Below are 25,972 nucleotides of genomic sequence, written 5' to 3' on the forward strand. Positions count from 1 at the left end.
AAAGCATGAAGTTGAAGAGAGCCAGCTCCCTCTAAAAGAGGTGTGAAGGGAAGGCTCTCAGAGTCTGGACTTAGTACGCCCCTATGGGGCGTTTTCAATGCCACCTGCTATGCAGGTGGTTTTTTACTTCCAGATCCTAAACGTATCGTCTCCCCCGCCGTCGGGCTGCTCCGCTTTTTTTGGCTTCTGAGACGATAGCGCATACCAGTCAACGTGGCGGGTCAGCAGCATCAGCGCGCTTAGCGCCAGCAGCAGTACGCCGGTCCCAAGCAGCAGCGCGCTATCTTCCGAACGCAGCAGCATCCACATAACGCTATCCAGCAATAATAGCGCACAGACGAAGAGCAAGCTGTTGCGCCATCCTTTCAGCACGGCGTGCAGATACACGGCGTTGATCAGCGCGCCAATGGCGCTGGCGGCAATCCACGATGGCGTAAAGCCAATATGTTCCGAGAGCGCCAGCAACACCAGGTAGAACATCACCAGCGACAGGCCAACCAGCAGATACTGCAGCGGATGCAGGCGGTACATCGTTAAGCTTTCGAAAACAAAGAAAGCCATAAAAGTTAGCGCAATCAAAAGGATGGCATATTTAGTCGCCCGATCGGTCAGCTGATATTGATCGGCTGGCGTGGTGACGTTTACGTTGAAAGCCGGCAGCTCTCGCCACTCAATCTCCCTATCGTCCACAAAGAACCTGGACATATTGTTGGCAAACCAGCTGCTTTGCCAGCGGGCGCGATAGCCAGAAGCGCTGACCTCGCGGCTAACGGGAAGAAAATCGCCAAGAAAACCGGGATGCGCCCAGTTGCTTGCCAGCTGCAGCTCGCTATTGCGCCCAACGGGCACCACCGAAAAGCTTCCCGTTCCGTTCAGGTTGAGGGTGAACGCAAGGTCCAACGTTTTCTGCTGCGCCGACAGCGGCGGCAGCGGCATATGAATCCCCTCTCCGCTGCCGCTGAGGCCCAGCCCAGGCTCCACGGGCAGCGTCTCGCCGCCGAACTCCGGCGCGTTAATCGCGCCAATTCCTCGCGCATCGCTGACGCCGACCACCACAAAGGGCCTGCCCAGCGTAATATTATCTTTTTTGAGTTCAGCCAGGCGGGAGGTATCAAACTGCGCCCTGATCCCAAGCGTGTTGTGCCAGATTTGGCCCTCATAAATGCCTATCTGTCGGGATTCCACGTTCTGCTTGCCGCTTATCGCCAGCAATTCCGGTAGCCAGTAGTGCACCCAGGTCTGCTGATACTCAACCTCTTTTTTATCTTCAAGACGGGTCAACGTCTCGGTGACCGGGATTGCGATCAGCGGCCCGGTCAGCTTTTGCGCGCCGCTGGTGCTTTTCTCCAGCGCATCAACAACATCGCTACGATAGTCCGCCCGCTCGACAATCAGCTGCCGGACCATCATCAGGGGGATAGATAACAACACGATGCACCCCAGCAGGGTGCTCATTTTCCAGAATAGCGGTGATTTCAACATAGCGTCCTCCTCAGTGAAGCGCTCACCTTAGCCGGGCTATGTGGGGGGAGTTTGAAGCTATGTGAAGGGACGGTGAAGTATCAGCACGGCGCGCACTCCGCCCTGCGGGCGATTGCTGAGCTGAATATCGCCCTGATGCAGCCGCGCCACTTCGCGGACGAAAGCCAGCCCCAGGCCGCTGCTTTTCTGGCCGTTCTCGCGCGGTAGCGAATAGAAACGTTCGAAGATGCGTCCGAGCGCATAATCCGGGATGCCGCTGCCGCTATCGCTGACGGTCAGCGCCAGGCCCGCCTGCTGCTGCTCTGCGCTCATGACGATCTCCCCTTGCGCAGGGGTAAAATCAATGGCGTTATCCAGCAGATTGCCCAAGGACTGCGCCAGCAGCTCGCCGTCGGCCTCCGCCGTCAGGTCGCTCTCCTGCCAGCGTAAGCGGATTTTCTTTACCGCCAGTACCGCCTCGCGCTCCTCGGCTAAGCGACGGAAAAGGCTATCAATTGCGAGCGGCTCAAGGGCGATCTCCAGCCGGTTCTCCAGCCTTGCCTGGCGTAACAGCTTTTCAATCAGCAACTGCATCCGCGCATTCTGCGTCAGGATATTGCCGGTAAAACGTGCGGCGATCTCCGCCGGGGGCCCTTCACGCAGGATCTCTGCGGCGCCTCGAATAGCGGCCAGCGGACTTTTCAGCTCATGCGTCAGGGCGTGAACGTAGTTTTCAATGGTGTTCTTACCCTCCAGCTTGACGCGCATGCTTTCCAGCGCCAGCGCCAGCTTGCGTAGCTCGCTGCTGCCAACGTCCGGCAGCGGAAGCGGCCGGTCGGCCGTCACCGAATCGGCGTAGCGCACCAGCTTGCCGATCGAGAAGTTGATCCACCAGACCATCAGCGAGCCTACCAACAGCGCGATCCCCAGCAGCGCCCCGCCGGCCCAGAGCATTCGCCGTTCGCTGCGCTTAATCACCGGCGCCATCGCCTGGTTGGGTTTACTGACGCTCAGCACCCCAATAATACGGCCGCCATCGGTGACCGGTGCAGCGACGTACATCACCGAACTGCCCGCGTCGTTAGGGTCGGCCAGGGTGCTGCGCGCGCCGTACTGGCCGCGCAGGGTCAGCCACACGTCATTCCAGCGGGAATAGTCCTGCCCCACCGCTTCTCCCGCCGAATCGAATACCACCTTGCCCTTCTCATCGGTCAGATAGACGCGATACTCGTTACGCGTTTTGCTGATGCCCGCGATATTCGCCTCGATCGGCCGCTGATGCAGCGTCTGAAACGCCTTGGCCAGGCGCCCATGCTGCGGCTGAGCGGAAAGCAGATCTTCTCGCGCCAGCTCCGCCAGCAGCGTGGCGGTATCAATCAGCGTACCTTCCGTCGCCCGGCGTACCCCAGGTTTGATTTCCTGAACGAAAATGAAAAGCACGAACCATGCCGCAATCGCGACAATCAGAAAGTAGCCCAGCAGCAGCCGCATGCCGATACGCATCAGGTGCCTCCCAGGCTATATCCCATGCCGCGATGCGTATTAACCGGTGAGAGGTGGGGATTGACCTCGCGCAGCTTTGCGCGCAGGGTTTTGATATGCGTATCAACGGTGCGGTCAAAGCTTTCATGCGCATCCCCCCACACCGCGTCCATCAGCTGCTGGCGGGAAAAGACCCGCCCCGGCGAGCGCAGGAGCGTTTTTAGCAGCAGGAATTCATAGCGCGTCAGGGTTAACGGCTGGCCGCACCAGGTGACCCGCGCCGCGGCCTCATTGAGCTGAAATTCGCCCACCTGCAGCACTGCGCCAGAAGCCGCAAACTTTTGCACCCGCCGCAGAACGGTCCGCACCCGGGCGCACACTTCGCGCGGCGAGAAGGGCTTCGCGATGTAGTCATCGGCGCCTATTTCAAGGCCCAGCAGCTTATCCACCTCTTCGCCACGGGCGGTGAGAAACAGGACCGGGAGCGTCGGATAGCGGCCCAGCAGCTGACGGCACAGCTCAAAGCCGCTGATGTCGGGCAGGCCCACGTCCAGAATGGCCAGGTCCGGCATCCGGTGGCGAGCGGCATCGAGCGCGGGCAGCCCACGCTCAAAAACGCTCACCACAAAGCCTTCCTGCTGGAGCATGTAGACAAGCGTGTCGGCAATACTCTGCTCATCCTCCACCAACCAGATCTGCGGCTGCTGCATCGTCGTTCCCTGTTATTTATTCCACGGCATGATCGGCACGGCGCTGATCGCATTCTTCGGCGATCCGTCAACGACCTTATCGGAATAGCTCATGTAGATCAGGGCGTTGCGCTTGTTATCGTAAAAACGGACGACCTGCAGCTTTTTAAACACCAGCGAAGTGCGTTTCTGGAACACAACGTCTCCCTGCGACTTGCCGTTTTTGATCTTATCGGTCACTTCAATCGGCCCAACCTGCTGGCAGGAGATCGCCGCGTCAGAGGTGTCTTCAGCCAGCCCCAGACCGCCCTTAATGCCGCCGGTTTTCGCCCGGCTGATATAGCAGGTCACGTTCTGCACGTCCGGATCGTCAAAGGCTTCAACGACGATCTTATGGTCCGGGCCGAAGAATTTGAAGACGGTATCTACCGAGCCAATCTGTTCCGCCTGAGCCGCCTGGCCGCCGGCCAGTAAAAGCAGTCCGATCATTAACTTCTTGTATTTCATATTGTTACCATTTTTTAGAATTTCCCCGAGCGCTGATTATCTGCTCAATGGAAAAGGTTTATAGATCACAGCTTTACAAAAAGTGCGGGATATTCGCTGACAAATCGCATTTAAAAGCAAAAAAAACACTGAATGCTAAAACATCAAAAAATGCTATTATCCGCTACCTTAGTAGCAGGCACCTAAGTTTAAGGATGAGGACATTTTATGGATCAAGCAGGGATTATTCGCGATCTCCTTAGCTGGCTGGAAGGTCACCTGGATCAGCCGCTGTCGTTGGACAATGTGGCAGCGAAGGCTGGTTATTCCAAGTGGCATTTGCAAAGAATGTTCAAAGACGTGACCGGCCATGCCATAGGTGCCTATATCCGCGCGCGCCGTTTATCAAAATCGGCGGTGGCTCTACGCCTGACCGCGCGTCCGATCCTCGACATTGCGCTACAGTACCGCTTCGACTCTCAGCAGACCTTTACCCGGGCGTTTAAAAAACAGTTCTCCCTGACGCCTGCGCTCTACCGCCGCTCCCCTGACTGGAGCGCTTACGGTATGCGCCCTCCCCTACGCCTGGGCGAATTCACCATGCCGCAGCATGAGTTTATCACCCTGAGCAATACGCCGCTGATTGGCGTGACCCAGAGCTATACCTGTAAGCTGGAGGAGATCTCTGATTTCCGTAGCCAGATGCGCGTGCAGTTCTGGCGGGATTTCCTCGGCAATTCGACGTCGATTCCGCCCACCCTTTACGGCCTGCATGAGCCGCGCCCAAGTCTTGAGAAAGATGACGAGCAGGAGGTCTTCTATACCACGGCCGTAACGCCGGAGATGGCCAACGGTCTCCTGCACAATTCGCATCCGATCGCCCTGGAAGGCGGTGAGTACGTGATGTTCATCTATGAAGGATTAGGGATCGGGCTGCAGGAGTTTATCCTGACGGTGTACGGCACCTGTATGCCGATGCTGAACCTCACCCGCCGCAAGGGCCTGGATATCGAACGCTTCTTCCCTGAGGATGAAAGCCGGGATCCGGATACGCCGATTCAGCTGCGCTGCGAGTACCTGATCCCGATCCGCCGCTAGCGCTGCAGTTCGTCCATCGCGGGGGCATCAAGATGCGAAATATCCCCCGCGGTCTCCACCACCCAGCCTGAAGCCAGCCACGGGCTTTGCTGATAGTCAACGCGCGAAATGGAACAGTTACGCAGGCGCAGCCGACGTTCGGCGTGCGCGGGCAGGCCAAGAATCGTGCTCACCAGACAGCCCAACGCAATGCCGTGACTCACCAGCAGCGGCCGACTCCCCTCAGGCAGCTCCAGACAGGAGGTCAGCGCCGCGTGCATACGCTGGCTGAGCTCCCGCATCGACTCGCCTTGCGGAATACGCCCGTCCGGGGTGCCGTTAACCAGCCGACGACGCCAGCCCTCCTCCTCCGCGCTCAGCGAATCGATATGGCGTTTCTCAAGAACCCCCATATCCAGCTCGCGCAGGCGTGAGTCGAGGACGACGCTGCAGCCGCAGGCTTCCGCGATAATTTCTGCCGTTCGCCGCGTACGGCCTAAATCGCTGGCAATAATATGCGTAATGTTAAGCGTTCTGGCGCGTTCGCCAACCTGCCAGGCCTGGCGCTCACCGTGGGCGGTTAGCGGACTGTCGGACTGGCCCTGAATACGTCGCTCGGCGTTCCACTGCGTTTCACCGTGGCGAACAAGGTGTACCTGTAACATGCTTTTTATCCGTTCTGTGCTCTTCACAATTTCGGCTGGCGGGCCGGTGGCCTGCAGCGAAAACGATTTGGAGTATACTGCGATGACGTTAATTTATTCTGAGTTGTTTGATTATGCACCATGTTGTCTCAGCTACCACTAATCCCGCCAAAATTCAGGCAATTCTGCAGGCTTTTAACGAGATCTTCGGCGAAGGATCCTGCCACATTGAGTCCGTCTCCGTCGAGAGCGGCGTGCCGGAACAGCCGTTTGGCAACGACGAAACGCGCGCTGGCGCACGAAATCGGGTCGAAAACGCGCGGGCTGCGCGCCCGGATGCCGATTTCTGGGTCGCCATTGAGGCCGGGATCGACGACGGCAGTACGTTTAGCTGGGTCGTTATCGAAAATAGCCTGCAGCGCGGCGAAGCGCGCTCGGCCACGCTGCCGCTGCCAGCGGCGATCCTCGAACAGGTCCGCGCCGGCGAAGCCTTAGGACCGGTGATGTCACAGCATACCGGCATCGATGAAATTGGCCGTAAAGAGGGGGCTATCGGCATTTTTACCGCCGGTAAGCTGACGCGCAGCAGCGTTTATCATCAGGCGGTAGTGCTGGCGCTTAGCCCGTTTCATAACGCTATTTATCGTTAACGTTCAGCAGCGCCTGCTCCAGCCACTGTCGCAGCTCGGGGGGCGCCGATTTCAGGCTATTTGAGCCGCGGGTAATGGTGGCAATCCCGGCGCCGAGCTCGCTTTTCAGCTCGCGCTGGCTCATCTCTCCGCGCAGCAGCTCTTCAATAATCCGCACGCGGGTGCCCAGCGCCTCGCGCTCATCGGGCGTCAGCATCAGCTGCAGCAGCGGCAGGTGCAGATCGTCGGCGTACGCCTGCTGAAGCAGGGCCACGAAACGAAGCCACTCCTGATGACGTTGTTCGGCCACCGCCGCTGAATAAGGGGATTGTTGGGTCATGTTGCGCCGCCATGTTAAGGCCGACGGCTCGAGCCGCCGAGCGTGTGTACTCATTAACGAGTACAAAGAATAGCATACTCCGGTCAATACTCTATGGATTTCGGGCGGCATAGCAAAATGCTATGCCGCCCGCAGGCCGTCGGCGCTAGTAACGCTGCTGCCACTCCGCGTCGGTGAGCATTCCCGCTTTCTCACCCATGAAGTAGCGATAGTAGGCGTCATAGGAGAGCACGTTCTTCACGTAGCCGCGTGTTTCCGAGAACGGGATGCTCTCGATAAACGCCACCGCGTCGATCCGACCGGCGCTATTGCTCCGCCAGGTGCGCACGCGCCCAGGCCCGGCGTTGTAGGCGGCGGATGCGTAAATACGGTTATTGCCGAACTGCTGATAAACGTACTGCAGATAGCTGGTGCCAATATTGATATTGGTCTCCGGATCCAGCAGCTGTGACGGGCCGCCGTAGCCGGCAATATTAAACATCCCAACCGTATGGGTGGCGGTACCCGGCATAATCTGCATCAGGCCGCTGGCGCCAACCGGCGAGCGGACCTTCGGATTCCAGGCGCTCTCCTGACGGGCGATCGCCATGGCGTAGCTTTGCGAAATGTCCTTGCCGCTGATGTAGCGGGAGAAAAGATCGTTGTAGGCCAGCGGGAAGCGCTCTTCCAGCTGATCCCACAGCTTCCCGGCGATCGTTGCCTGAACGCTCAGATCCCACCAGTGCTGGTTGAAGGCATAGCGCGCCAGCTGCGCCTGCTGATCTTTGGTCCGGCTGGTCACCAGGTTCGCCCACTCGCTGCGCGCGGTGTTATCCATATTCCAGTACATCAGCTCGCGCACCCTGGCCATTTCCGGCCCCGAGGTCAGCGCCGGATCAAGGGTGGCGGGCGCCTTGTCGATTCGGAAGGTGAACGCTTCCCCCAGCCGCTGGGCGGCAATCATCGGGTAGAAACCGCGCTGCTGCATCAGCGAACGGAGGATGGCTTTCGCTTCGTCGTCGCGACCACGCTCCAGCAGCAAATCGGCCTGCCAGTAGCGCCACTCGTCTTTCTCTTTGGCCTCCATCGGCAACCGCGACAGCCAGGTGTTCAGCCCGTGACGATCGCCGGTCCCCAGCGCCATGCGCACGCGACGCTCCACCAGCGGCGTGGACTGCGAGCGCATAATGGCGTCATCGCGCCAGACCGCCTGCTCGTCGGTCACGTCGGTGCCCATCAGGCGCCAGGCCACGATATCGCGCAGCGCCTGGGTTTGATCGTCATTGAGCTGCTGCGCCTGGACCAGCGAAGGGATCATCAGCCGGGCGTTTTCAACGTCCTGACGCGCCACGCTCTCAAAGGCCACCGCCGCCATCTGGCGGGTGAAATCGGTGGCTCCGGTGGTGCGGGCAAAATTCATCACGGTATTCGGATCGTTAGCCAGCGCCACAATCGCCGAAGAGATGGTCAGATACTCAGGCGGCATCTGCTGCGCCAGCGATCGCACCAGGCTGGTGTTGCCCGCCTTCATCGCCAGGCGGATGCGTTCGAGCCAGGCCAGCGGGTCCTGCTGGCCGGAGGCGCGCCAGGCGCTAAACAGCGCGTCGCACGCGTTGGGCTGGCTTTTACCGGTGAGCCACAGCGTTTTTGCACCGTCCCAGGCCTCCTGCGCCTGGCCAACGCTCAGCTTCGCATAGTAATAGTTACACTGCGCTTCGGTGCTGACCGGCTTGTCGGGGCTAAACGCCAGCAGACCTTGCCAGTCGCTGCGGCGGGCCAGCTCATTGACGAAGCGTGATTTCAGGGAGCGCGCGGGCGGAAGCGTGGGATTAGCCTCAATAAAATTCTTCACCACCAGCGTCGGCTGGTTCATCAGGTCATCGGTTATCTGCCGGTACTGGAGGTACGGGTATAACGGATAGGTCGACAGCGTGGGCATCAGCTCGTCGACGACCGACATCTGCCGGCTATCCCACGCCTGCTTAATTTGGGCGTAGCGACTGCGCTGTTCATCCAGTGAATCCGCATGCGCCAGCTGGCTAAGCGCCAGCAGGCTTACGCTGGCAGCCAGAAGACGCCATGCCGTAGTTTTGGCCTTTTCCACAAGCTATTCCCCTATTTAAGTCCATCAGAGCAGCATCGTGCCGCTTTTAAAATATTCTGGTATCGCTTTAGATATGCTAACCAGACAACGCCAAACGTGCCACGTCCTGAACATTTTTTTACTCTTCTGTGAATCCCATCGCCTCTCTGGGATTAAAGCGCGAAAAAGGCTACACTTCGCCTTTGAAAACTATTCACTACCCTACTCAAAATCACTCTCGCTAATGCAGCCTGAAGGATGAAGAGTATATAAAAGAGGCGAAGTCCAACGTGGCTCAATTCGTTTATACCATGCATCGTGTCGGCAAAGTGGTTCCGCCGAAACGTCATATTTTGAAAAATATCTCCCTGAGCTTCTTCCCTGGCGCAAAAATCGGCGTTCTCGGCCTGAACGGCGCCGGTAAGTCCACCCTGCTGCGCATTATGGCCGGTATCGATACCGATATCGAAGGCGAAGCCCGCCCGCAGCCGGGCCTGAAGATTGGCTACCTGCCGCAGGAGCCGAAGCTTAACCCGGAGCAGACCGTTCGCGAGTCCGTGGAAGAGGCGGTTGCCGAAGTGGTTAACGCCCTGAAAGGCCTCGATGAGGTGTACGCTAAGTACGCTGAGCCGGATGCCGACTTCGACAAGCTCGCCGCACAGCAGGGCAAGTTCGAGGAGATAATCCAGGCGCACGACGGCCATAACCTGAACGTCCAGCTCGAGCGCGCGGCCGACGCCCTGCGCCTGCCGGACTGGGATGCCAAAATCGCCAACCTCTCCGGTGGTGAACGCCGCCGCGTGGCGCTGTGCCGCCTGCTGCTTGAAAAACCGGACATGCTGCTGCTCGACGAACCAACCAACCACCTGGATGCCGAATCCGTGGCCTGGCTGGAACGCTTCCTGCACGACTTCGAAGGCACCGTTGTGGCCATTACCCACGACCGTTACTTCCTTGATAACGTCGCCGGCTGGATCCTCGAGCTCGACCGCGGTGAAGGCATTCCGTGGGAAGGCAACTACTCCTCCTGGCTGGAGCAGAAAGATCAGCGTCTGGCCCAGGAAGCCTCTCAGGAAGCGGCGCGCCGCAAGTCCATTGAGAAAGAGCTGGAGTGGGTCCGCCAGGGCGCCAAAGGCCGTCAGTCCAAGGGCAAAGCCCGTCTGGCGCGCTTCGAAGAGCTCAACAGCGTTGAATACCAGAAACGTAACGAAACCAACGAACTGTTTATTCCGCCTGGAGCACGTCTGGGGGATAAAGTCGTTGAGGTCACCAACCTGCGTAAATCCTACGGCGATCGCCTGCTGATTGACGACCTGAGCTTCTCGGTACCGAAAGGGGCCATCGTCGGGATCATCGGGCCAAACGGCGCGGGTAAATCCACCCTGTTCCGCATGATGTCCGGTCAGGAACAGCCTGACGCTGGTTCAATCACCCTGGGTGATACCGTCAAGCTGGCCTCCGTCGATCAGTTCCGTGACGCCATGGATAACAGCAAAACCGTGTGGGAAGAGGTCTCCGGCGGGCTGGATATCATGAAGATCGGCAACACCGAGATGCCGAGCCGCGCCTACGTTGGCCGCTTTAACTTCAAGGGCGTCGATCAGGGCAAACGCGTCGGCGAGCTGTCCGGCGGTGAGCGCGGTCGTCTGCACCTCGCCAAACTGCTGCAGGTTGGCGGTAACGTTCTGCTGCTCGATGAACCAACCAACGACCTGGATATCGAAACCCTGCGCGCGTTAGAAAACGCCCTGCTGGAGTTCCCGGGCTGTGCGATGGTTATCTCGCACGACCGCTGGTTCCTTGACCGCGTCGCGACCCACATTCTGGATTACCAGGATGAAGGCAAGGTGGAGTTCTTCGAAGGTAACTTTACCGAATACGAAGAGTACAAGAAGCGCACCCTCGGCGCCGATGCGCTGGAGCCGAAGCGCATCAAGTACAAACGTATTGCCAAGTAATAAGAACAGGTAATAAAAAACGGGTGGCCCAGGCCGCCCGTTTTTCTGTTCATCGCCGCCGCATAATGCGGCCATCGCGCCCGTTAGCCCGGCTCACCCATCAGCTGCTTCACCAGCTCGACGCAGCGCAGAAAGCGCGTATCGTAGTCCGCCTCTTTCACGTGCACGAAGTTTATTTCGTTCTCTTTCAGCAACGACACCAGCAGCGTCTGGAACTCCGTACGATCCACCGAGCTTCCCAGACTGCGTAAACCGTCAGCCACCCACGGCGTGTTGTTCTCCAGCAGGATAACCAGGTCAAAACGGTACTCGTCGATCAGCGCCTGGACGAAGGGATGCTCGCGGCCTTCATACTTCAGACAGAACGCCTGGGTACTGACAAAATCGGTATCGATAAACGCCACTTTATTGGCATATTTCACAGCGAAATCAATGTACTGAGCGTGTCCGAGCGCAATTTTATCATAGTCAGAATACTGCAGCGCCATCTCGTCGCCGCCAAGATGGGAGAAGACGTAGTCCCGACCATACTCCCAGGCGCTGGTGGTATTGAAGATGTTGGCCAGCTTATTGACCAGCGTCGATTTACCGCTCGATTCGCCGCCGAGGATCGCCACCGTGCGCACGAAGAACGGCTTCACTTCGGTGGGAATATATTCCCAGTAGCGGAACGGGTTTTCACGAATCTGCCCGCCGCTGATGTTCATAAAGGTTCGCTTAGGATCGATCAGTACCGTTTCGATCCCCAGCTGCTCCAGATACTGCGGGGCGTCGGACTCTTCAGAGGAATAGATCCAGTTTGGCTGAATGCCCTTCTCGTCCATAAAGGCGCGGATCCCTCGGCTCCAGACGTCCCAGCCGTGCGGATAAGGCTCCATCCCCTCTTCATTAAAGGCGTGAATGCGGATGTTTTTCTGATACTTGAAGGTTTGCAGCAGCCAGCGCAGGCGGTCGGGCACCGTCGGCTGCTGCGACATGGCGCTCTCTTCAAACAGCTGGCGGTCGCGGGTATCGTCATAGCCCATGATGATATGCAGCTCGTCGACCTGACTGCAGGCGCGCTGGATCAAATAGATATGGCCGGTATGCAGCGGGTAAAACTTACCAAACACCACGCCGACGCTTTTTTGCCGACGCGGGAACTCAAGGCCGAGAAAGCGGTGCAGCGCTTCCAGCTTCTGCGCGCTCGGGCTTTTAATTTTCGCATTCAGCAGCTGGCTCAGATAGCCTTTGGTCATCCCGCTGGCTTCAGCCACCTGCTGCAGCGTGCAGCCTTTTTGCTTAATCGCGGTTTTGAGATAGTCGAACGATGACACAAGAGCCTCCTGCTTGAGCAATACTGAAAAAATATCCTGTGGGTTTCTGCTGGCGGCAAGCGAGCAAACCCCGATGAGCTGAGTGAACTCAGTGATTCGGGCAAGCGACGCCGCCAACACACCTGCCGCCGAAAAGACGACGGATATTTAATTATAAGTCGTCAAAAACGCTTAGCGCATCCGCAAGCTTTTTCACGCCAAAGATTTGCATCCCTTCCGGTACTTTTTTCGGCACGTTGGCCGCCGGGACGATGGCGCGGCGGAAGCCGTGCTTGGCCGCCTCTGAGATGCGCTCCTGACCGCTGGGCACCGGGCGGATCTCACCGGAGAGCCCCACTTCGCCAAACACCACCAGATCGTGCGGCAGGGGACGATCCCGCAGGCTCGACACCATCGCCAGCAGCAGCGCGAGGTCCGCGCTGGTTTCCGCCACCTTCACCCCGCCAACGACGTTGACGAAGACGTCCTGGTCGGACATCTGCAGGCCGCCGTGACGGTGCAGCACCGCCAGCAGTATCGCCAGCCGGTTCTGCTCCAGCCCCACGGCCACCCGGCGCGGGTTGGACATCATCGAGTGATCGACCAGCGCCTGAATCTCCACCAGCAGCGGACGGGTGCCTTCCCAGACCACCATCACCGAACTACCGGAAGTGACCTCATCGCCGCGGCTGAGGAAAATAGCCGAAGGGTTGCTGATTTCGCGCAGCCCCTGCTCGGTCATCGCGAAGACCCCTAGCTCATTCACCGCGCCGAAGCGGTTCTTATGGCTGCGCAGGGTGCGAAAGCGGGAATCGGCGTCACCATCCAGCAGTACCGAGCAGTCAATACAGTGTTCGAGCACCTTCGGCCCGGCCAGCGAGCCGTCTTTAGTGACGTGACCCACCATAATAATCGCCACGTCGCGGGTTTTCGCAAACCGCGTCAGGTAAGCGGCGGTCTCACGCACCTGGGCCACGCTGCCCGGCGAGGACTGCACGTCGGCCATATGCATCACCTGGATGGAGTCGATAACCATCAGCTGCGGCTTTTCTTCGTCGGCGATCTGGCAAATTTGCTCAATGCTGGTTTCGGAGAGCATGTTGAGATTGGCCGTCGGCAGCCCCAGACGATGCGCGCGCATCGCCACCTGCTGCAGCGACTCTTCCCCGGTGACGTACAGCGTTTTCATTCCTTCCGCCAGCCGGCACAGCGTCTGGAGCAGCAGCGTCGATTTCCCCGCCCCCGGGCTGCCGCCAATCAGAATCGCGCTCCCCGGCACCACCCCGCCGCCAAGCACGCGGTCAAACTCTTTAAAGCCGGTGGAAAAGCGCGGCAGCGCCTCAAGGCTGATCTCCGACAGCTTTTGCACCTTCGACACGCCGGCATTACCGGCATAGCCCGTCAGGCGTTCGTTTCTCGCCACCTGCGGCGAAGCGGCAATACGCACCTCGGTGATGGTATTCCAGGCATGGCAGGCGCTGCACTGCCCCTGCCAGCGGGGGTAATCCGCACCACATTCATTACAGACAAATGCGCGTTTTGGAGCTTTCGCCACGTTAACCTCTTACTTTTGGTTCATGCTGCCCGAGAGAATACAGAATACCCCCATCAGGTCAGCGTGGCGGATCGTTACTTCCGCCAGCTCGTTCACTTTCGGTTTCGCATGATAGGCGATACCGAGGCCCGCGGCCTTGATCATCGGCAGATCGTTGGCGCCGTCGCCGATCGCCACGGTTTGCGCCGGCGGAATTTCGTATTTTTCCGCCAGTTTGCGCAGCGTCGCGGCTTTGTACTTAGCGTCGACGATATCACCAATCACGTTGCCGGTTAGCCTGCCGTCCATGATTTCCAGCTCATTAGCGAACACGGCGTCAAGATGCAGCTTGTCGCGCAGGTATTCCGCAAAGAACGTGAAGCCGCCGGAGGCGATAGCCACCTTCCAGCCCAGCGCTTCCAGCTTCAGCACCAGCTGAGTCAGCCCCGGCATCAGCGGCAGCGCTTCACGCACCTGCAGCAAAATATTGGCATCGGCATCTTTCAGCGTCGCCACCCGCTGGCGCAGGCTGGCGGTAAAGTCCAGCTCACCGCGCATCGCGCGTTCGGTCACTTCCGATACCAGCTCGCCGGTTCCCGCGAGCTTCGCAATTTCATCGATACACTCAATCTGAATGGCGGTGGAGTCCATATCCATCACCAGCAGCCCCGGCGAGCGCAGGTGCGGGATCTTACCCAGCGGCGCGACGTCCAGCCCGGCTTCGTGCGCCAGTCGGGTCGCGCGCAGGGTCAGAGAGCCTGCCAGACGAATAACCTGATAGTCTTCAACGACCCAGGAGGCGACGATAACCAGCGCCGCGCCCAGCTCACGCTGCCAGTCTGTTAAACGGCGCTTATCAAGGCCCCGGCCGTAGAGCAGCCAGCCGCTGCGTCCGGCATGATAATCCAGCGGCATGACCTCATCACCGCTCAGCGAAAGCGGTAATCCAGGCCACAGGGAAACATCTTCGGGCAGATCGCACCAGGTCAAACTGTTCGGCATTACGGCTCCAGATTTCTTCATTCAGGCGAGGAAAATAACGCATGAGGCTACCTTGTAACCAGCGCTTCTGGCAACATTAAGCTGCAAATATTAAAGGTGGAATATGGTACGCGCAAAACTGAAATTCCGACTGCATCGCGCCGTCATCGTTCTGATCTGTCTGGCGCTTCTCGTCGCTCTGATGCAGGGAGCCTCGTGGTTCAGCCAGAACAGCCAAAAACAGCGTAACCCGCAGCTGGAAGAACTGGCACGCACGCTTGCCCAGCAGGTTTCGCTAAATCTTGCGCCGATGATGCGCAGCGAAACGCCCGATGAAAAGCGCATCGGCCAGCTGCTGGAGCAGCTGACCCGACAGAGCCGAATCCTCGATGCCGGGGTCTATGACGACCAGGGCGATCTGGTGGCGCGCTCCGGCGAAGGCGTCAACGTGCGCGACAGGCTCGCCCTCGACGGCAAAAAAGCCGGTGGCTACTTTAATCAGCAAATCGTCGAACCTATCCAGGGCAAAAACGGTCCGCTCGGCTACCTGCGCCTGACGCTGGATACCCATACGTTAGCGACCGAGGCGAAACAGGTGGATAATACCACTAATATTCTCCGCCTGATGCTGCTGCTGTCGCTGGCTATCGGCGTCGTGCTGACCCGCACCCTGCTGCAGGGTAAACGCACCCGCTGGCAGCAGTCGCCATTCCTGCTTACCGCCAATAAGCTGGTGGAAGATGAAGACGATGATAAAAAAGGAACCCCCTGATGCCGACGCTACGCCTGCTGCTCTCCGACTCTTACGATCCGTGGTTCAACCTCGCGGTTGAGGAATCTATTTTCCGCCAGATGCCGGCAACCCAGAGAGTGCTGTTCCTGTGGCGCAATGCCGATACGGTGGTTATTGGCCGGGCGCAAAACCCGTGGAAAGAGTGCAACACCCGCCGAATGGAGGAGGATAACGTGCGCCTGGCCCGCCGCAGCAGCGGCGGTGGCGCCGTTTTTCACGATCTGGGCAACACCTGCTTTACCTTTATGGCGGGCAAGCCCGAGTACGATAAAACCGTCTCCACGCGTATCGTCCTGGAGGCGCTCAACGCGCTGGGCGTTGCGGCGGAAGCCTCCGGGCGCAACGATCTGGTAGTGAAAACCGCCGAAGGCGACCGCAAGGTCTCCGGATCCGCCTACCGTGAAACCATGGATCGCGGTTTTCACCACGGCACGCTGCTGCTGAACGCCGATTTAAGCCGTCTCGCCAACTACCTCAATCCGGACCAAAAAAAGCTGCAGGCCAAGGGGATAACCTCGGTACGCGGCCGGGTTGCCAATCTGGTGGAGCTGCTGCCGGACATCACCCACCGTCAGGTTTGCGCCGCCATCGAAGAGGCTTTTTTCAAACACTACGGCGAGCGGGTGGAAGCCGAAGTTATTTCGCCGGATAAAACCCCCGATCTGCCTAATTTTGCCGAAACCTTCGCCCGTCAGAGCAGCTGGGAGTGGAATTTTGGCCAGGCGCCGGCCTTCTCTCACCTGCTGGATGAGCGCTTTCGCTGGGGAGGCGTCGAGCTGCATTTTGACGTCGAGAAGGGGCATATCACCCGTACGCAGGTATTTACCGACAGCCTGAACCCGGCGCCGCTGGAAGCGCTGGCCGCGCGGCTGCAAGGCTGCGCGTATCGCGCCGAGGCGCTACAGAAGGCGTGCGAGGCGCTACGGGTCGATTTCCCCGAGCAGGAACAGGAGCTAGGCGAGCTGTCCTCATGGATAGCGGGTGCGGTACGGTAAGGGCGGGAGGCGGCTATCCGGCAGCGGCGTGCGCACCTTAGCCGGAAACTGCGGCCCTCCCCGCATCGGGGAGGGCCGCTCATCTTATTACTCTTGATCGCCCAGCAGAACGGATTCCAGCGCGATTTTGATCATATCGTTGAAGGTGGTCTGACGCTCGGCAGCGGTGGTCTGCTCGTGCGTACGGATATGGTCAGAGACGGTGCAGATGGTCAGCGCTTTTGCACCGAACTCCGCGGCCACGCCGTAGATACCGGCTGCTTCCATTTCCACGCCCAGAATGCCGTATTTTTCCATCACGTCAAACATCGACGGATCCGGCGTATAGAACAGATCGGCGGAGAAAATGTTACCGACGCGCGCGTCAACGCCCAGCGCTTTCGCGGCATCAACGGCGTTGCGCACCATGCCAAAATCGGCGATAGCGGCAAAGTCATGGTCTTTAAAACGCAGACGGTTCACTTTGGAATCGGTGCAGGCGCCCATACCGATAACCACGTCGCGCAGCTTCACGTCAGCGCGCACCGCGCCGCAGGAGCCGACGCGAATGATTTTCTTCACGCCGAAATCGGTGATCAGCTCTTTGGTATAGATGGAGCAGGATGGGATACCCATACCGTGGCCCATAACGGAGATTTTGCGACCTTTGTAGGTCCCGGTGAAGCCCAGCATGCCGCGTACGTTGTTCACTTCACGCACATCTTCAAGGAAAGTTTCCGCAATGTGCTTCGCGCGCAGCGGGTCGCCCGGCATCAGAACAACATCAGCGAAATCACCCATCTCGGCGTTAATATGTGGAGTTGCCATCGTTTTATCCTTTTATATTTGAATGCATGAAGGGCGGGAAATTCCCGCCCAAATCCATCAGAACATGGCTTTGCCGTAGTCCATCGCGGAAGTCCCGAAGTAGCTCGCCAGCGTTTGGCCGATGTCCGCGAAGGTTTCACGGTGGCCAAGCGAGCCGGGTTTAACCTTCGGACCGTAGACCAGTACCGGAATATGTTCCCGGGTATGGTCGGTGCCCTGCCAGCTTGGGTCACAGCCGTGATCGGCGGTCAGGATCAGAATGTCATCTTCCCCGACCAGCGCCATCAGCTCAGGCAGGCGGCGGTCAAACAGCTCCAGACCCGCGGCGTAGCCGGCGATATCACGACGGTGGCCCCATGAAGAGTCGAAATCGACGAAGTTGGTGAAGACGATAGTCTTGTCGCCCGCTTCTTTCATCTCTTTGATAGTCGCGTCAAACAGCGCGTCCAGGCCGGTCGCCTTCACTTTTTTAGTGATCCCGCAGTTCGCGTAGATATCGGCAATTTTACCCACCGACACCACGTGGCCGTCTTTCTCATCCACCAGCTTCTGCAGCACGGTGGCGGCAGGCGGCTCAACGGCGAGGTCATGACGGTTACCGGTGCGCTGGAAGTTACCCGCCTTGTCGCCGATAAACGGACGCGCAATGACGCGGCCGATGTTGTAGCCGCCTTCGGTCAGCTCTTCGCGCGCGATTTCGCACAGCTCATACAGCTTATCGAGACCGTAGGTCTCTTCGTGACAGGCAATCTGGAACACCGAGTCAGCGGAGGTGTAGAAAATCGGCTTGCCGGTTTTCATATGCTCTTCGCCGAGCTGATCCAGAATGACGGTACCGGAAGAGTGGCAGTTGCCGAGGTAGCCCGGCAGGTTTGCGCGCTTAACCAGCTTGTCCAGCAGCTCCTGCGGGAAGCTGTTCTCGTGTTCCGGGAAGTAGCCCCAGTCGAACAGCACCGGCACGCCGGCGATTTCCCAGTGGCCTGACGGCGTGTCTTTACCGGAAGAGAGTTCGTGCGCCCACGCATAGGCGCCGACAACCTCCGCATTTCCATCCATTCCAGCCGCGATGGAACCCGTAGAACCTTCATGCGCTTTTACCAGACCGAGACGGGTCAGGTTTGGCAAATTCAGCGGGCCTTTGCGGCCGATGTCGGCTTCCCCTTTGGCACAGGCTTGCGCAATGTGTCCGAGGGTATCTGCGCCAACGTCGCCAAAGCGAGCAGCATCTTCAGTCGCACCGATGCCGAAGGAGTCCAGCACCATAATAAATGCACGTTTCATATTATTCTCCGTACCTTTTGCGCTGCAAAAAAGCGATCAGATCAGTATACAGCTATTCAGTAATGCGACGATAGACCGTCGGCGTTTCTTTCGGTGCGGTATCGTCCAGTTTTATTGCCGCCTTCACGGCTTTGGCGGCCTCCTGCCAGCTGGATTCATCTTTCGCGTGAATCACCGCCAGCGGCCGCTGCCCGTCGACGCTATCGCCCAGGCGGGCCATATCGGTAAAGCCGACGCTATAGTCAATCGGGTCGGATGCCTGACGACGGCCGCCGCCCATCGACACCACCGCCATGCCCAGCGCGCGGGTGTCCATTTCAGCGACAAACCCTTCGCCATCGGCATAGACCGCCTTGCTCAGCATCGCGGTCGGCAGGTATTTATCATAGTTTTCAACGAAATCGTTCGGGCCTTTCTGCGCAGCGACCATTCGGCCAAAGACCTCGGCCGCTTTACCGTTATCCAGCACCGCCTGCAGCTTCGCCCGCGCGTCGGCGTCGTCCTGGGCCAGCTTGCCGGAGACCAGCATTTCGACGCACAGCTCCATGGTCACGTCAAACAGACGCGGATTGCGGTATTCGCCGGTCAGGAACCGCACCGCTTCGCGGACTTCGACGGCGTTTCCGGCGCTGGAGGCCAGCACTTGATTCATATCGGTCAGCAGCGCGGTGGTGCGCACGCCCGCGCCGTTGGAGACGCCAACGATCGCTTCGGCCAGCGCCGCAGAGAGTTCGTAGGTCGGCATAAAAGCGCCGCTGCCCACCTTCACGTCCATCACCAGCGCATCCAGGCCTTCAGCCAGTTTTTTCGCCAGAATAGAGGCGGTGATCAGCGGAATCGAGTCTACCGTCGCGGTAATGTCGCGGGTGGCGTAGAAGCGCTTGTCGGCAGGCGCCAGCGAGCTGGTCTGCCCGATGATAGCCACGCCAACATCCTTAATAATGTCGCGGAAACGGCCGTCGTCCGGGAAAATATCAAAACCGGGGATCGCTTCCAGCTTGTCGAGCGTTCCGCCGGTATGCCCCAGTCCACGACCGGAGATCATCGGCACATAGCCGCCGCAGGCGGCAACCATCGGGCCAAGCATCAGCGACGTAACGTCGCCCACGCCGCCGGTAGAGTGCTTATCCACGATCGGCCCATTAAGATTGAGGCTTTTCCAGTTCAGTACGGTTCCTGAATCCCGCATCGCCATGGTCAGCGAAACGCGTTCTGGCATAGTCATATCGTGGAAAAAAATGGTCATCGCCAGCGCGGCTATCTGCCCTTCGGAGACGCTGTTATCGCGGATCCCGTTGATGAAAAAGCGAATTTCATCATCGCTCAGCGCGTGACCATCACGTTTTTTACGAATAATTTCTTGTGCGAGAAACAAGGTAACCCCCTGAGGAATAAGGTCAAACACGACGGGCGGCGTTATCTGCGCCCGTGCTAAAATCCTGAAGCCCGGCCGCTCGTGGCGCCGCCGGGGATCTCCCGGCCTCGGCGCTAGTGCGCCTCGTCCGGGATACGGTTATGTCACCGTTACGCCTTAGTAGCTGCTGGCGCTCTTACCGTCGCCGTGGCCCAGCGCTTTCAGCAGGCTAGCCAGCAGGCTGGAGGCGCCGAAGCGGTAGTGACGCGAGTCAGCCCACTCTGCGCCGAACAGCTCATCGGCAATCGCCAGGAACTGCTGCGCGTCTTCCGCGCTACGTACGCCGCCCGCTGGCTTAAAGCCTACGGTTTCCTGTACGCCCATATCGCGGATAACTTCCAGCATGATGCGCGCGCTTTCCGGCGTGGCGTTTACCGGCACTTTACCGGTAGAGGTCTTGATGAAATCCGCACCCGCCTTGATGGCGATTTCGGAGGCTTTGCGGATCAGCGCTTCTTCTTTCAGCTCGCCGGTTTCGATGATCACTTTGAGCAGAACGTTAGCCGCCGCGCAGGCCTCTTTACAGGCTTTAACAAGGTCGAATCCAACCTGCTCGTTGCCGGCAATCAGCGCGCGGTACGGGAATACCACGTCAACTTCATCGGCGCCGTAGGCGATCGCGGCGCGGGTTTCCGCCAGGGCGATATCGATATCGTCATTACCGTGCGGGAAGTTGGTCACCGTGGCGATATGAATATCCGGCGTGCCCTGCTCATTCAAGGTCTTACGAGCAATCGGGATAAAGCGTGGGTAGATGCAGACTGCTGCCGTGTTACCGACCGGCGTTTTCGCCTGATGACACAGCGCGATCACCTTCTCATTGGTGTCGTCGTCATTCAGGGTGGTCAGGTCCATCAGCTTCAGTGCGCGCAGGCTGCTTGCAGATAAATCAGTCATTTCATACTCCGACGGCGTATTGCCGGTTCAATAGTTTGTCACCTTGCGAGTCTGTTACTATTGTAACATCACCTCGCCGTTACACTTCGATACTCATCACAGTTAATGAAAACTAATTACTAACTTGCATAACAATAATGAGATGTAAATCACATAAAAATGCTAGTACTCACCGTCTCAGCGACAAGTTTTCTTTAAGCATAATCAGAATTCCTCATCGTGCGACAATGTTATTATTATAACATACAGGCGGCATAAAACTCGACAGAAGCGCGCACATATTGTGCTAAAGAAAGGAGGGTTATGTGATTATAGATTGAAAAACAACGATTTTAATCAAAGCCAGGGAGTGATGGAATTTTCACAAACAAGGGGCCGTAGCGTGAGTTTTGCCGCCGCCACGGCCCAGAGGGCGGGTTTCGCTTGTTAAGCGAGGTGTTACAGCGTGCCGAACAACGCTTTGGTGTTGCTCAGAAGAGCGTGCGCGATAACATCAGCCGGCTCCTGGCGCAGCTCGCACAGAGTGGCAAAGACCCGAGCCGCCTGCTCCGGGCGGTTTGGCTCTCCCTGAAAGCCGTTTAGCGGCATATCCGGAGCGTCCGTTTCCAGCAGCAGCGCCGACAGCGGCAGGCGCGACATGACCTCGCGCGTTTTACTGGCGCGGGGATAGGTAATGGTTCCGCCAACACCAATTTTGTATCCTGACTGCACGAAACGCTCCGCCTGCTGCAGGCTGCCGGCAAAGCCATGCACCACCCCGGTACGCGCCAGAGCGTGCTTTTTCAGCAGCATCGCCAGCTTATCGTGGGTGCGTCGCGAATGAAGGATAACCGGCAAATCATAGCGCTTTGCCAACCGCAGCTGCGCCTCAAGCACCGCCTGCTGGCGATCAAACTGCGGATCCTCGCGATAGAGATCGAGGCCAACTTCCCCAATCGCCACCACCTTTGCGCTGCGCTGCTGCAGGCATGCCTCAAGCCGCTGAAGGCTGCTCTCATCATGACGCTCAATCACTATCGGATGTAGGCCCAGCGCGGCATACAGCGCATCATGCTGTGCAGCCAGGGCCAGCACGCGGGGAAAATTGTCCGCCTCGGTGGCGGGAACAATAATCCGCATCACTCCTTCACGCACGGCCCGGGCGATGCTGTCCGTTTCATCATCGGCAAACGGCGGGAAATCGAAATGACAGTGGGTATCGATAAATTGTCGCATCATGCCAGATCCTCATTATCGAAGCTGGCATCGTTGGCCTGCGCGGCGTTAATCAGGGTTGCCTGGTGCGCATCGTTGGCCACGGAAGCCGGCGGCACCACCACCGGCGCGGGCACCGCGAGACGCGGCATATGCCGCAGCAGCGGCGGACGGTCGGCCAGCAGCTTGCCCACCGTTGCCAGGAAATAGCGGCCGCACTGACGGCCGGTTTTATAGTCCTCCAGCAGCGCAGGCAGCCGGCTCCCCAAGGCCATGCTTTTTAACGGCTTCTGCGGGTAGATTTCGAGGATCCGCAGCTTATCCGGCGGCTTCTCAATAAACTGCTGGGTGGCGCGGTAGGTGGCCTCATGGTGCTGGACCAGATTGACAAACGGCTGCAGGCTGCTTTCGCCGAGCCAGCGCTCCATACGTTTAAACCACTGCGGGGTATAGTACATCTGCGACGGGACCGTGCGGATCACCACAATCGTCTGCGCGCCACGTTTTGCGGCCTCCTGCACCGGGATCGCGTCGCTGACGCCGCCGTCGAGATAGCTGATACCGTCAAGCATCACGCCGCTGCGATAAAAACCGGGGATCGCGCTGGAGGCGCGGATCTGATCGAGCCACGTGGACTGCGTCGGGGAAAAGTAGTTAGGAGTATAGTCGTCGCCGCGGCAGGCGCACATCCACAGCTCTTTGCCCTGCGCAAACCGCTCTTCGGCGTAGCTCATCGCCAGAGGCATTTTTTGCGCCGTGGTCCCCACCAGCCAGTCAAGGTCGATAAGATTCCCGCCGCGCACGAAGCGCATCGGGTCAAAAAACTCGCGGGCGGTGGTGTAACGCGTGATGACCTTGCGCGCGTAGCCCTGCTGGTTGCACATATAGGCTGACAGATTTTGCGCCCCGGCAGAGGTGCCGAGCATAATGTCAAAAGGGTTGAATCCGGCGCGCATGAACTCATCCAGCACCCCGGCGGTAAAAATCCCCCGTTGTCCTCCCCCCTCACACACCAGGCCAAGCTTGCCAGGGTGAAAAGGTTTAACCGATAATGGCGCAATGTTGCCAAGCGTGACGGGAATTCGCTGCCCCACTCTGTCTTCCTGTTTGCTTATTCTATCGCCTCAAGGTAACGCAATTTTTAACCCCCTGATACAGCAAAAGCCAGTCATATAGACTGGCTTTATGTAAAACACTATGTCATCAATACGCTTAATGCCGTTCTGGCCTTAGTCTCTACGGGCGCCGGCGCCCGGTAAACAGGCTGACCAGGAACAGAATAATACCGACGACAAAGACAATTTTTGCCGCCCAGGCTGCCGTACCCGCCAGGCTACCGAATCCTAAAGCGGCGGCAATTAAGGCGATGACCAGAAAAATAATGCCCCATCGAAACATAATGCTCTCCTTACCATAGTGGATAACGGTCGCTTTTCTACGCGCTCAGGTCGCGCAGGCACCAACCCTGTCGTGCTCTGATTAAACGGCAGTCGCCGAAAAACTTATTTAGTGAACGGTATTATTGGACGCTGAGGTCATTTTTCACGGTTTTAACGCCAGTAACGGCTTTGGCTATCTCAACGGCGCGTTCCGCCTGCTGACGAGATGCCACCGTCCCGGACAGATGCACGGTGCCGGCGCTGGTTTCAACCGTCACCTTCCGCGAAGGGACAATATCGTCGGCCAGCAGCTTAGCTTTGATTTCACTGGTAATCGCCGTATCGCCAGCGTAGCCTTTCAGGCTTGCAGGCTGCTCGTTGGCGACGCTCAGCTTGTCGTTAACCGTCGAGACGCCCTTAATCTCTTTCGCTATTCTGACCGCCTGCTCTTTCTGCTCGGTGCTCTCTACCGAGCCGCTCAGGGTGACCGCTTTATTCTCAGTTTTCACCGAGATATCCGTGCTGCGGATGCTTTTATCATCGATCAGCGCCGCCTTAACTCTGGCAGTAATGGTGCTGTCATCCATAAAGTCGCCGACTTTATTCATCGAGCTATCGACAGCCTGCCCGGCGCTGTTGGCAACGGACTTGGCGCTGTCCGTCGTTGAGTTGTCCGCATATGCCGAGGCGCTGATCATAGCCGAGCCCAAGAAGAGCGCCAGCAGCCTGCTGGTATTCTTTCGTCTTGTCATGGTGATCTCCTCGTTATTTCTATATCGGCAAAGCAAAATAAGTAGTTTATTAAGCCAGCATTTTGAAAATTACTTATTAAATATAGTAGACGGTCGCAAGGAGGGAGGGAAATATGCATAAAAAAACGGGAGAACGGAAAAAATTAAGAACTTTCTTTAGCGGCGCAGACGGCGGGAAAATCGAGCAGAGCGCGGCACAGGCCGCGCTCCAGAAGGGATTAATGCTCGCGTGTTTTGCGGAACATCACTTCAGGGTAACGCTCCTGAGTCAGGTTAAGGTTCACCATCGTCGGGGCAATATAGGTCAAATTATCGCCGCCATCGAGCGCCAGCTGAATTTCGTTTTTACGCTTAAACTCTTCGAATTTCTTCACGTCGGTCGATTCGACCCAGCGGGCGGTCGCCACGTTGACCGATTCGTAAATCGCTTCCACGTTATATTCGCTCTTCAGGCGCGCAACCACCACGTCAAACTGCAGCACCCCGACGGCCCCAACGATCAGATCGTTATTGGCGATCGGACGGAAGACCTGTACCGCGCCCTCTTCAGAGAGCTGAACCAGTCCCTTGAGCAGCTGTTTCTGCTTCAGCGGATCCTTGAGGCGAATACGACGGAACAGCTCCGGCGCGAAGTTCGGAATGCCGGTGAACTTCATCATCTCACCCTGGGTAAAGGTATCGCCAATCTGAATGGTGCCGTGGTTATGTAAGCCGATAATATCGCCAGGGTAGGCTTCTTCAACGTGCGAGCGATCGCCGGCCATAAAGGTTAGCGCGTCGGAAATCACCACGTCTTTGCCAATACGCACCTGACGCAGCTTCATGCCCTTTTCGTACTGCCCGGAAACCACGCGCATAAAGGCGACGCGGTCGCGGTGTTTCGGGTCCATGTTGGCCTGAATTTTAAACACAAAGCCGGTGAACTTCTCTTCTTCCGCACGAACTTCGCGCGTATCGGTTTTACGCGGCATCGGTGCGGGCGCCCAATCCACCAGGCCATCCAGCATATGGTCAACGCCGAAGTTACCTAAAGCCGTCCCGAAGAAGACCGGGGTGATTTCCCCAGCCAGGAACAGCTCTTTATCAAATTCGTTGGAAGCACCCTGTACCAGCTCCAGCTCATCGCGCAGCTGCTGCGCAAGGTCTTCACCGACCGCGCTGTCGAGATCCGGGTTATTCAGGCCCTTAATAATGCGGACTTCCTGAATTGTGTGGCCTTTGCCGGTCTGATAGAGATACGTTTCATCTTTATAGAGATGGTACACGCCCTTAAACAGCTTCCCGCAGCCAATCGGCCAGGTGATCGGCGCGCAGGCGATGCGCAGCTCGTTTTCAACTTCGTCCAGCAGCTCCATCGGATCGCGAATATCGCGATCGAGCTTGTTCATAAACGTCAGGATCGGCGTGTCGCGCAGACGGGTCACTTCCATCAGCTTACGGGTACGATCTTCGACGCCTTTGGCCGCATCGATAACCATCAGGCAGCAGTCCACCGCCGTCAGCGTACGATAGGTATCTTCAGAGAAGTCTTCGTGACCCGGGGTATCCAGCAGGTTAACCAGGCTACCGTGATACGGGAACTGCATCACCGACGTGGTAATAGAGATACCACGCTGCTTTTCCATCTCCATCCAGTCCGATTTCGCGTGCTGGTTGGAGCCGCGGCCTTTAACGGTACCGGCGGTTTGAATCGCCTGTCCGAACAGCAGCACCTTTTCGGTGATGGTAGTTTTACCGGCATCCGGGTGAGAAATAATGGCAAAAGTGCGGCGCTTGGCCACCTCCTGCAGATAAGGAGACAACGTCATAATTGAATCTTCTT

The 25,972-nt window shown here is 58.1% G+C and carries 24 protein-coding genes; 5 read left to right on the forward strand and 19 right to left on the reverse strand.

Going from position 1 to position 25,972, the window contains the following annotated elements:
* Positions 1-123: 123 nt before the first annotated feature.
* From creD to creA, 4 genes are read right to left on the reverse strand one after another with little or no spacing between them, the layout of a single operon-like run.
* Positions 124-1,482: a cell envelope integrity protein CreD gene (gene creD, locus GVK32_RS17760; RefSeq protein ID WP_200842902.1), complete on the reverse strand. Its 1,359-nt coding sequence runs from the start codon at positions 1,480-1,482 to the stop codon at positions 124-126.
* 57 nt (positions 1,483-1,539) lie between these two features.
* Positions 1,540-2,964 (reverse strand): two-component system sensor histidine kinase CreC, encoded by a 1,425-nt coding sequence (creC, locus tag GVK32_RS17765; protein WP_159871260.1) that lies wholly within the window; start codon positions 2,962-2,964, stop codon positions 1,540-1,542.
* Complete coding sequence (gene creB / locus GVK32_RS17770) at positions 2,964-3,653, reverse strand: two-component system response regulator CreB (RefSeq protein WP_159871263.1); 690 nt, start codon at positions 3,651-3,653, stop codon at positions 2,964-2,966. The genes creC and creB overlap by 1 nt, the downstream gene beginning before the upstream one ends.
* A gap of 12 nt (positions 3,654-3,665) precedes the next feature.
* Positions 3,666-4,139, reverse strand: coding sequence for a protein CreA (creA, locus tag GVK32_RS17775; protein WP_159871266.1), 474 nt, complete (start codon positions 4,137-4,139; stop codon positions 3,666-3,668).
* A gap of 207 nt (positions 4,140-4,346) precedes the next feature.
* On the opposite strand from creA, the gene robA reads away from it, so the two are divergent.
* Positions 4,347-5,216, forward strand: coding sequence for an MDR efflux pump AcrAB transcriptional activator RobA (gene robA / locus GVK32_RS17780; RefSeq protein ID WP_159871269.1), 870 nt, complete (start codon positions 4,347-4,349; stop codon positions 5,214-5,216).
* Here the strand turns inward: robA and gpmB are convergent.
* Positions 5,213-5,860, reverse strand: a complete 648-nt coding sequence (gene gpmB / locus GVK32_RS17785; protein WP_159871272.1) for a 2,3-diphosphoglycerate-dependent phosphoglycerate mutase GpmB — start codon at positions 5,858-5,860, stop codon at positions 5,213-5,215. The two genes, robA and gpmB, sit on opposite strands and share 4 nt — an antisense overlap.
* Before the next feature lie 113 nt (positions 5,861-5,973).
* Between gpmB and yjjX the strand changes: the two genes are divergently transcribed.
* Positions 5,974-6,489 carry an inosine/xanthosine triphosphatase gene (gene yjjX, locus GVK32_RS17790; RefSeq protein WP_133600716.1) on the forward strand — a complete coding sequence of 172 codons (516 nt, stop codon included), beginning with the start codon at positions 5,974-5,976 and terminating at the stop codon, positions 6,487-6,489.
* On the opposite strand, the gene trpR is transcribed toward yjjX, so the two are convergent.
* A complete protein-coding gene (gene trpR / locus GVK32_RS17795; protein ID WP_041143958.1) occupies positions 6,476-6,808 on the reverse strand; it encodes a trp operon repressor in 333 nt (110 codons plus the stop codon). The genes yjjX and trpR overlap by 14 nt on opposite strands.
* Before the next feature lie 145 nt (positions 6,809-6,953).
* Complete coding sequence (gene sltY / locus GVK32_RS17800; protein WP_159871275.1) at positions 6,954-8,891, reverse strand: murein transglycosylase; 1,938 nt, start codon at positions 8,889-8,891, stop codon at positions 6,954-6,956.
* 269 nt (positions 8,892-9,160) lie between these two features.
* On the opposite strand from sltY, the gene ettA reads away from it, so the two are divergent.
* On the forward strand, positions 9,161-10,828 hold the full coding sequence (gene ettA, locus GVK32_RS17805) for an energy-dependent translational throttle protein EttA (protein WP_123552680.1): 1,668 nt from the start codon (positions 9,161-9,163) through the stop codon (positions 10,826-10,828).
* An 83-nt stretch (positions 10,829-10,911) separates the two neighbouring features.
* Here ettA and nadR read toward each other — a convergent pair whose 3' ends face one another.
* The 3 genes from nadR to serB all read right to left on the reverse strand — a co-directional run bounded on the left by nadR (position 10,912) and on the right by serB (position 14,659).
* Positions 10,912-12,144 (reverse strand): multifunctional transcriptional regulator/nicotinamide-nucleotide adenylyltransferase/ribosylnicotinamide kinase NadR, encoded by a 1,233-nt coding sequence (gene nadR / locus GVK32_RS17810; protein WP_095103923.1) that lies wholly within the window; start codon positions 12,142-12,144, stop codon positions 10,912-10,914.
* A 151-nt stretch (positions 12,145-12,295) separates the two neighbouring features.
* Complete coding sequence (radA, locus tag GVK32_RS17815; protein ID WP_159871278.1) at positions 12,296-13,678, reverse strand: DNA repair protein RadA; 1,383 nt, start codon at positions 13,676-13,678, stop codon at positions 12,296-12,298.
* 9 nt (positions 13,679-13,687) lie between these two features.
* Positions 13,688-14,659 carry a phosphoserine phosphatase gene (serB, locus tag GVK32_RS17820; RefSeq protein WP_095103927.1) on the reverse strand — a complete coding sequence of 324 codons (972 nt, stop codon included), beginning with the start codon at positions 14,657-14,659 and terminating at the stop codon, positions 13,688-13,690.
* A 103-nt stretch (positions 14,660-14,762) separates the two neighbouring features.
* Here serB and GVK32_RS17825 point away from each other — a divergent pair, with 103 nt between their 5' ends.
* Both GVK32_RS17825 and lplA read left to right on the forward strand, forming a co-directional pair.
* The gene (locus GVK32_RS17825) at positions 14,763-15,410 is read left to right on the forward strand and encodes a YtjB family periplasmic protein (RefSeq protein WP_159871281.1); all 648 of its coding nucleotides are present in this window, start codon (positions 14,763-14,765) and stop codon (positions 15,408-15,410) included.
* The gene (gene lplA, locus GVK32_RS17830) at positions 15,410-16,426 is read left to right on the forward strand and encodes a lipoate--protein ligase LplA (RefSeq protein WP_159871284.1); all 1,017 of its coding nucleotides are present in this window, start codon (positions 15,410-15,412) and stop codon (positions 16,424-16,426) included. Before GVK32_RS17825 ends, lplA begins: the two co-directional genes overlap by 1 nt.
* 87 nt (positions 16,427-16,513) lie before the next feature.
* Here lplA and deoD read toward each other — a convergent pair whose 3' ends face one another.
* The 9 genes from deoD to prfC form a co-directional block, all read right to left on the reverse strand.
* Positions 16,514-17,233, reverse strand: coding sequence for a purine-nucleoside phosphorylase (gene deoD / locus GVK32_RS17835; RefSeq protein ID WP_041143950.1), 720 nt, complete (start codon positions 17,231-17,233; stop codon positions 16,514-16,516).
* Positions 17,234-17,290: 57 nt separating this feature from the next.
* Positions 17,291-18,514 carry a phosphopentomutase gene (gene deoB, locus GVK32_RS17840; protein WP_076946445.1) on the reverse strand — a complete coding sequence of 408 codons (1,224 nt, stop codon included), beginning with the start codon at positions 18,512-18,514 and terminating at the stop codon, positions 17,291-17,293.
* Between the two features lie 52 nt (positions 18,515-18,566).
* On the reverse strand, positions 18,567-19,889 hold the full coding sequence (gene deoA / locus GVK32_RS17845) for a thymidine phosphorylase (RefSeq protein WP_159871287.1): 1,323 nt from the start codon (positions 19,887-19,889) through the stop codon (positions 18,567-18,569).
* A gap of 156 nt (positions 19,890-20,045) precedes the next feature.
* Positions 20,046-20,825: a deoxyribose-phosphate aldolase gene (gene deoC / locus GVK32_RS17850; RefSeq protein ID WP_132513396.1), complete on the reverse strand. Its 780-nt coding sequence runs from the start codon at positions 20,823-20,825 to the stop codon at positions 20,046-20,048.
* A 438-nt stretch (positions 20,826-21,263) separates the two neighbouring features.
* Complete coding sequence (locus GVK32_RS17855; RefSeq protein WP_159871290.1) at positions 21,264-22,043, reverse strand: TatD family hydrolase; 780 nt, start codon at positions 22,041-22,043, stop codon at positions 21,264-21,266.
* Entirely contained in the window at positions 22,040-23,113 is a 1,074-nt protein-coding gene (locus tag GVK32_RS17860; protein WP_123710181.1) for a patatin family protein, read from the reverse strand. The genes GVK32_RS17855 and GVK32_RS17860 overlap by 4 nt, the downstream gene beginning before the upstream one ends.
* A 142-nt stretch (positions 23,114-23,255) precedes the next feature.
* The gene (locus tag GVK32_RS17865; protein WP_004857650.1) at positions 23,256-23,417 is read right to left on the reverse strand and encodes a DUF1328 domain-containing protein; all 162 of its coding nucleotides are present in this window, start codon (positions 23,415-23,417) and stop codon (positions 23,256-23,258) included.
* Between the two features lie 121 nt (positions 23,418-23,538).
* Positions 23,539-24,150, reverse strand: a complete 612-nt coding sequence (gene osmY, locus GVK32_RS17870; protein WP_159871293.1) for a molecular chaperone OsmY — start codon at positions 24,148-24,150, stop codon at positions 23,539-23,541.
* A gap of 218 nt (positions 24,151-24,368) precedes the next feature.
* Positions 24,369-25,958, reverse strand: a complete 1,590-nt coding sequence (prfC, locus tag GVK32_RS17875) for a peptide chain release factor 3 (RefSeq protein WP_041143943.1) — start codon at positions 25,956-25,958, stop codon at positions 24,369-24,371.
* Between the last annotated feature and the right edge of the window lie 14 nt (positions 25,959-25,972).

Source organism: Klebsiella sp. 18074 (assembly GCF_902705905.1).
GTDB classification, from domain to species: Bacteria; Pseudomonadota; Gammaproteobacteria; order Enterobacterales; family Enterobacteriaceae; genus Klebsiella; species Klebsiella terrigena.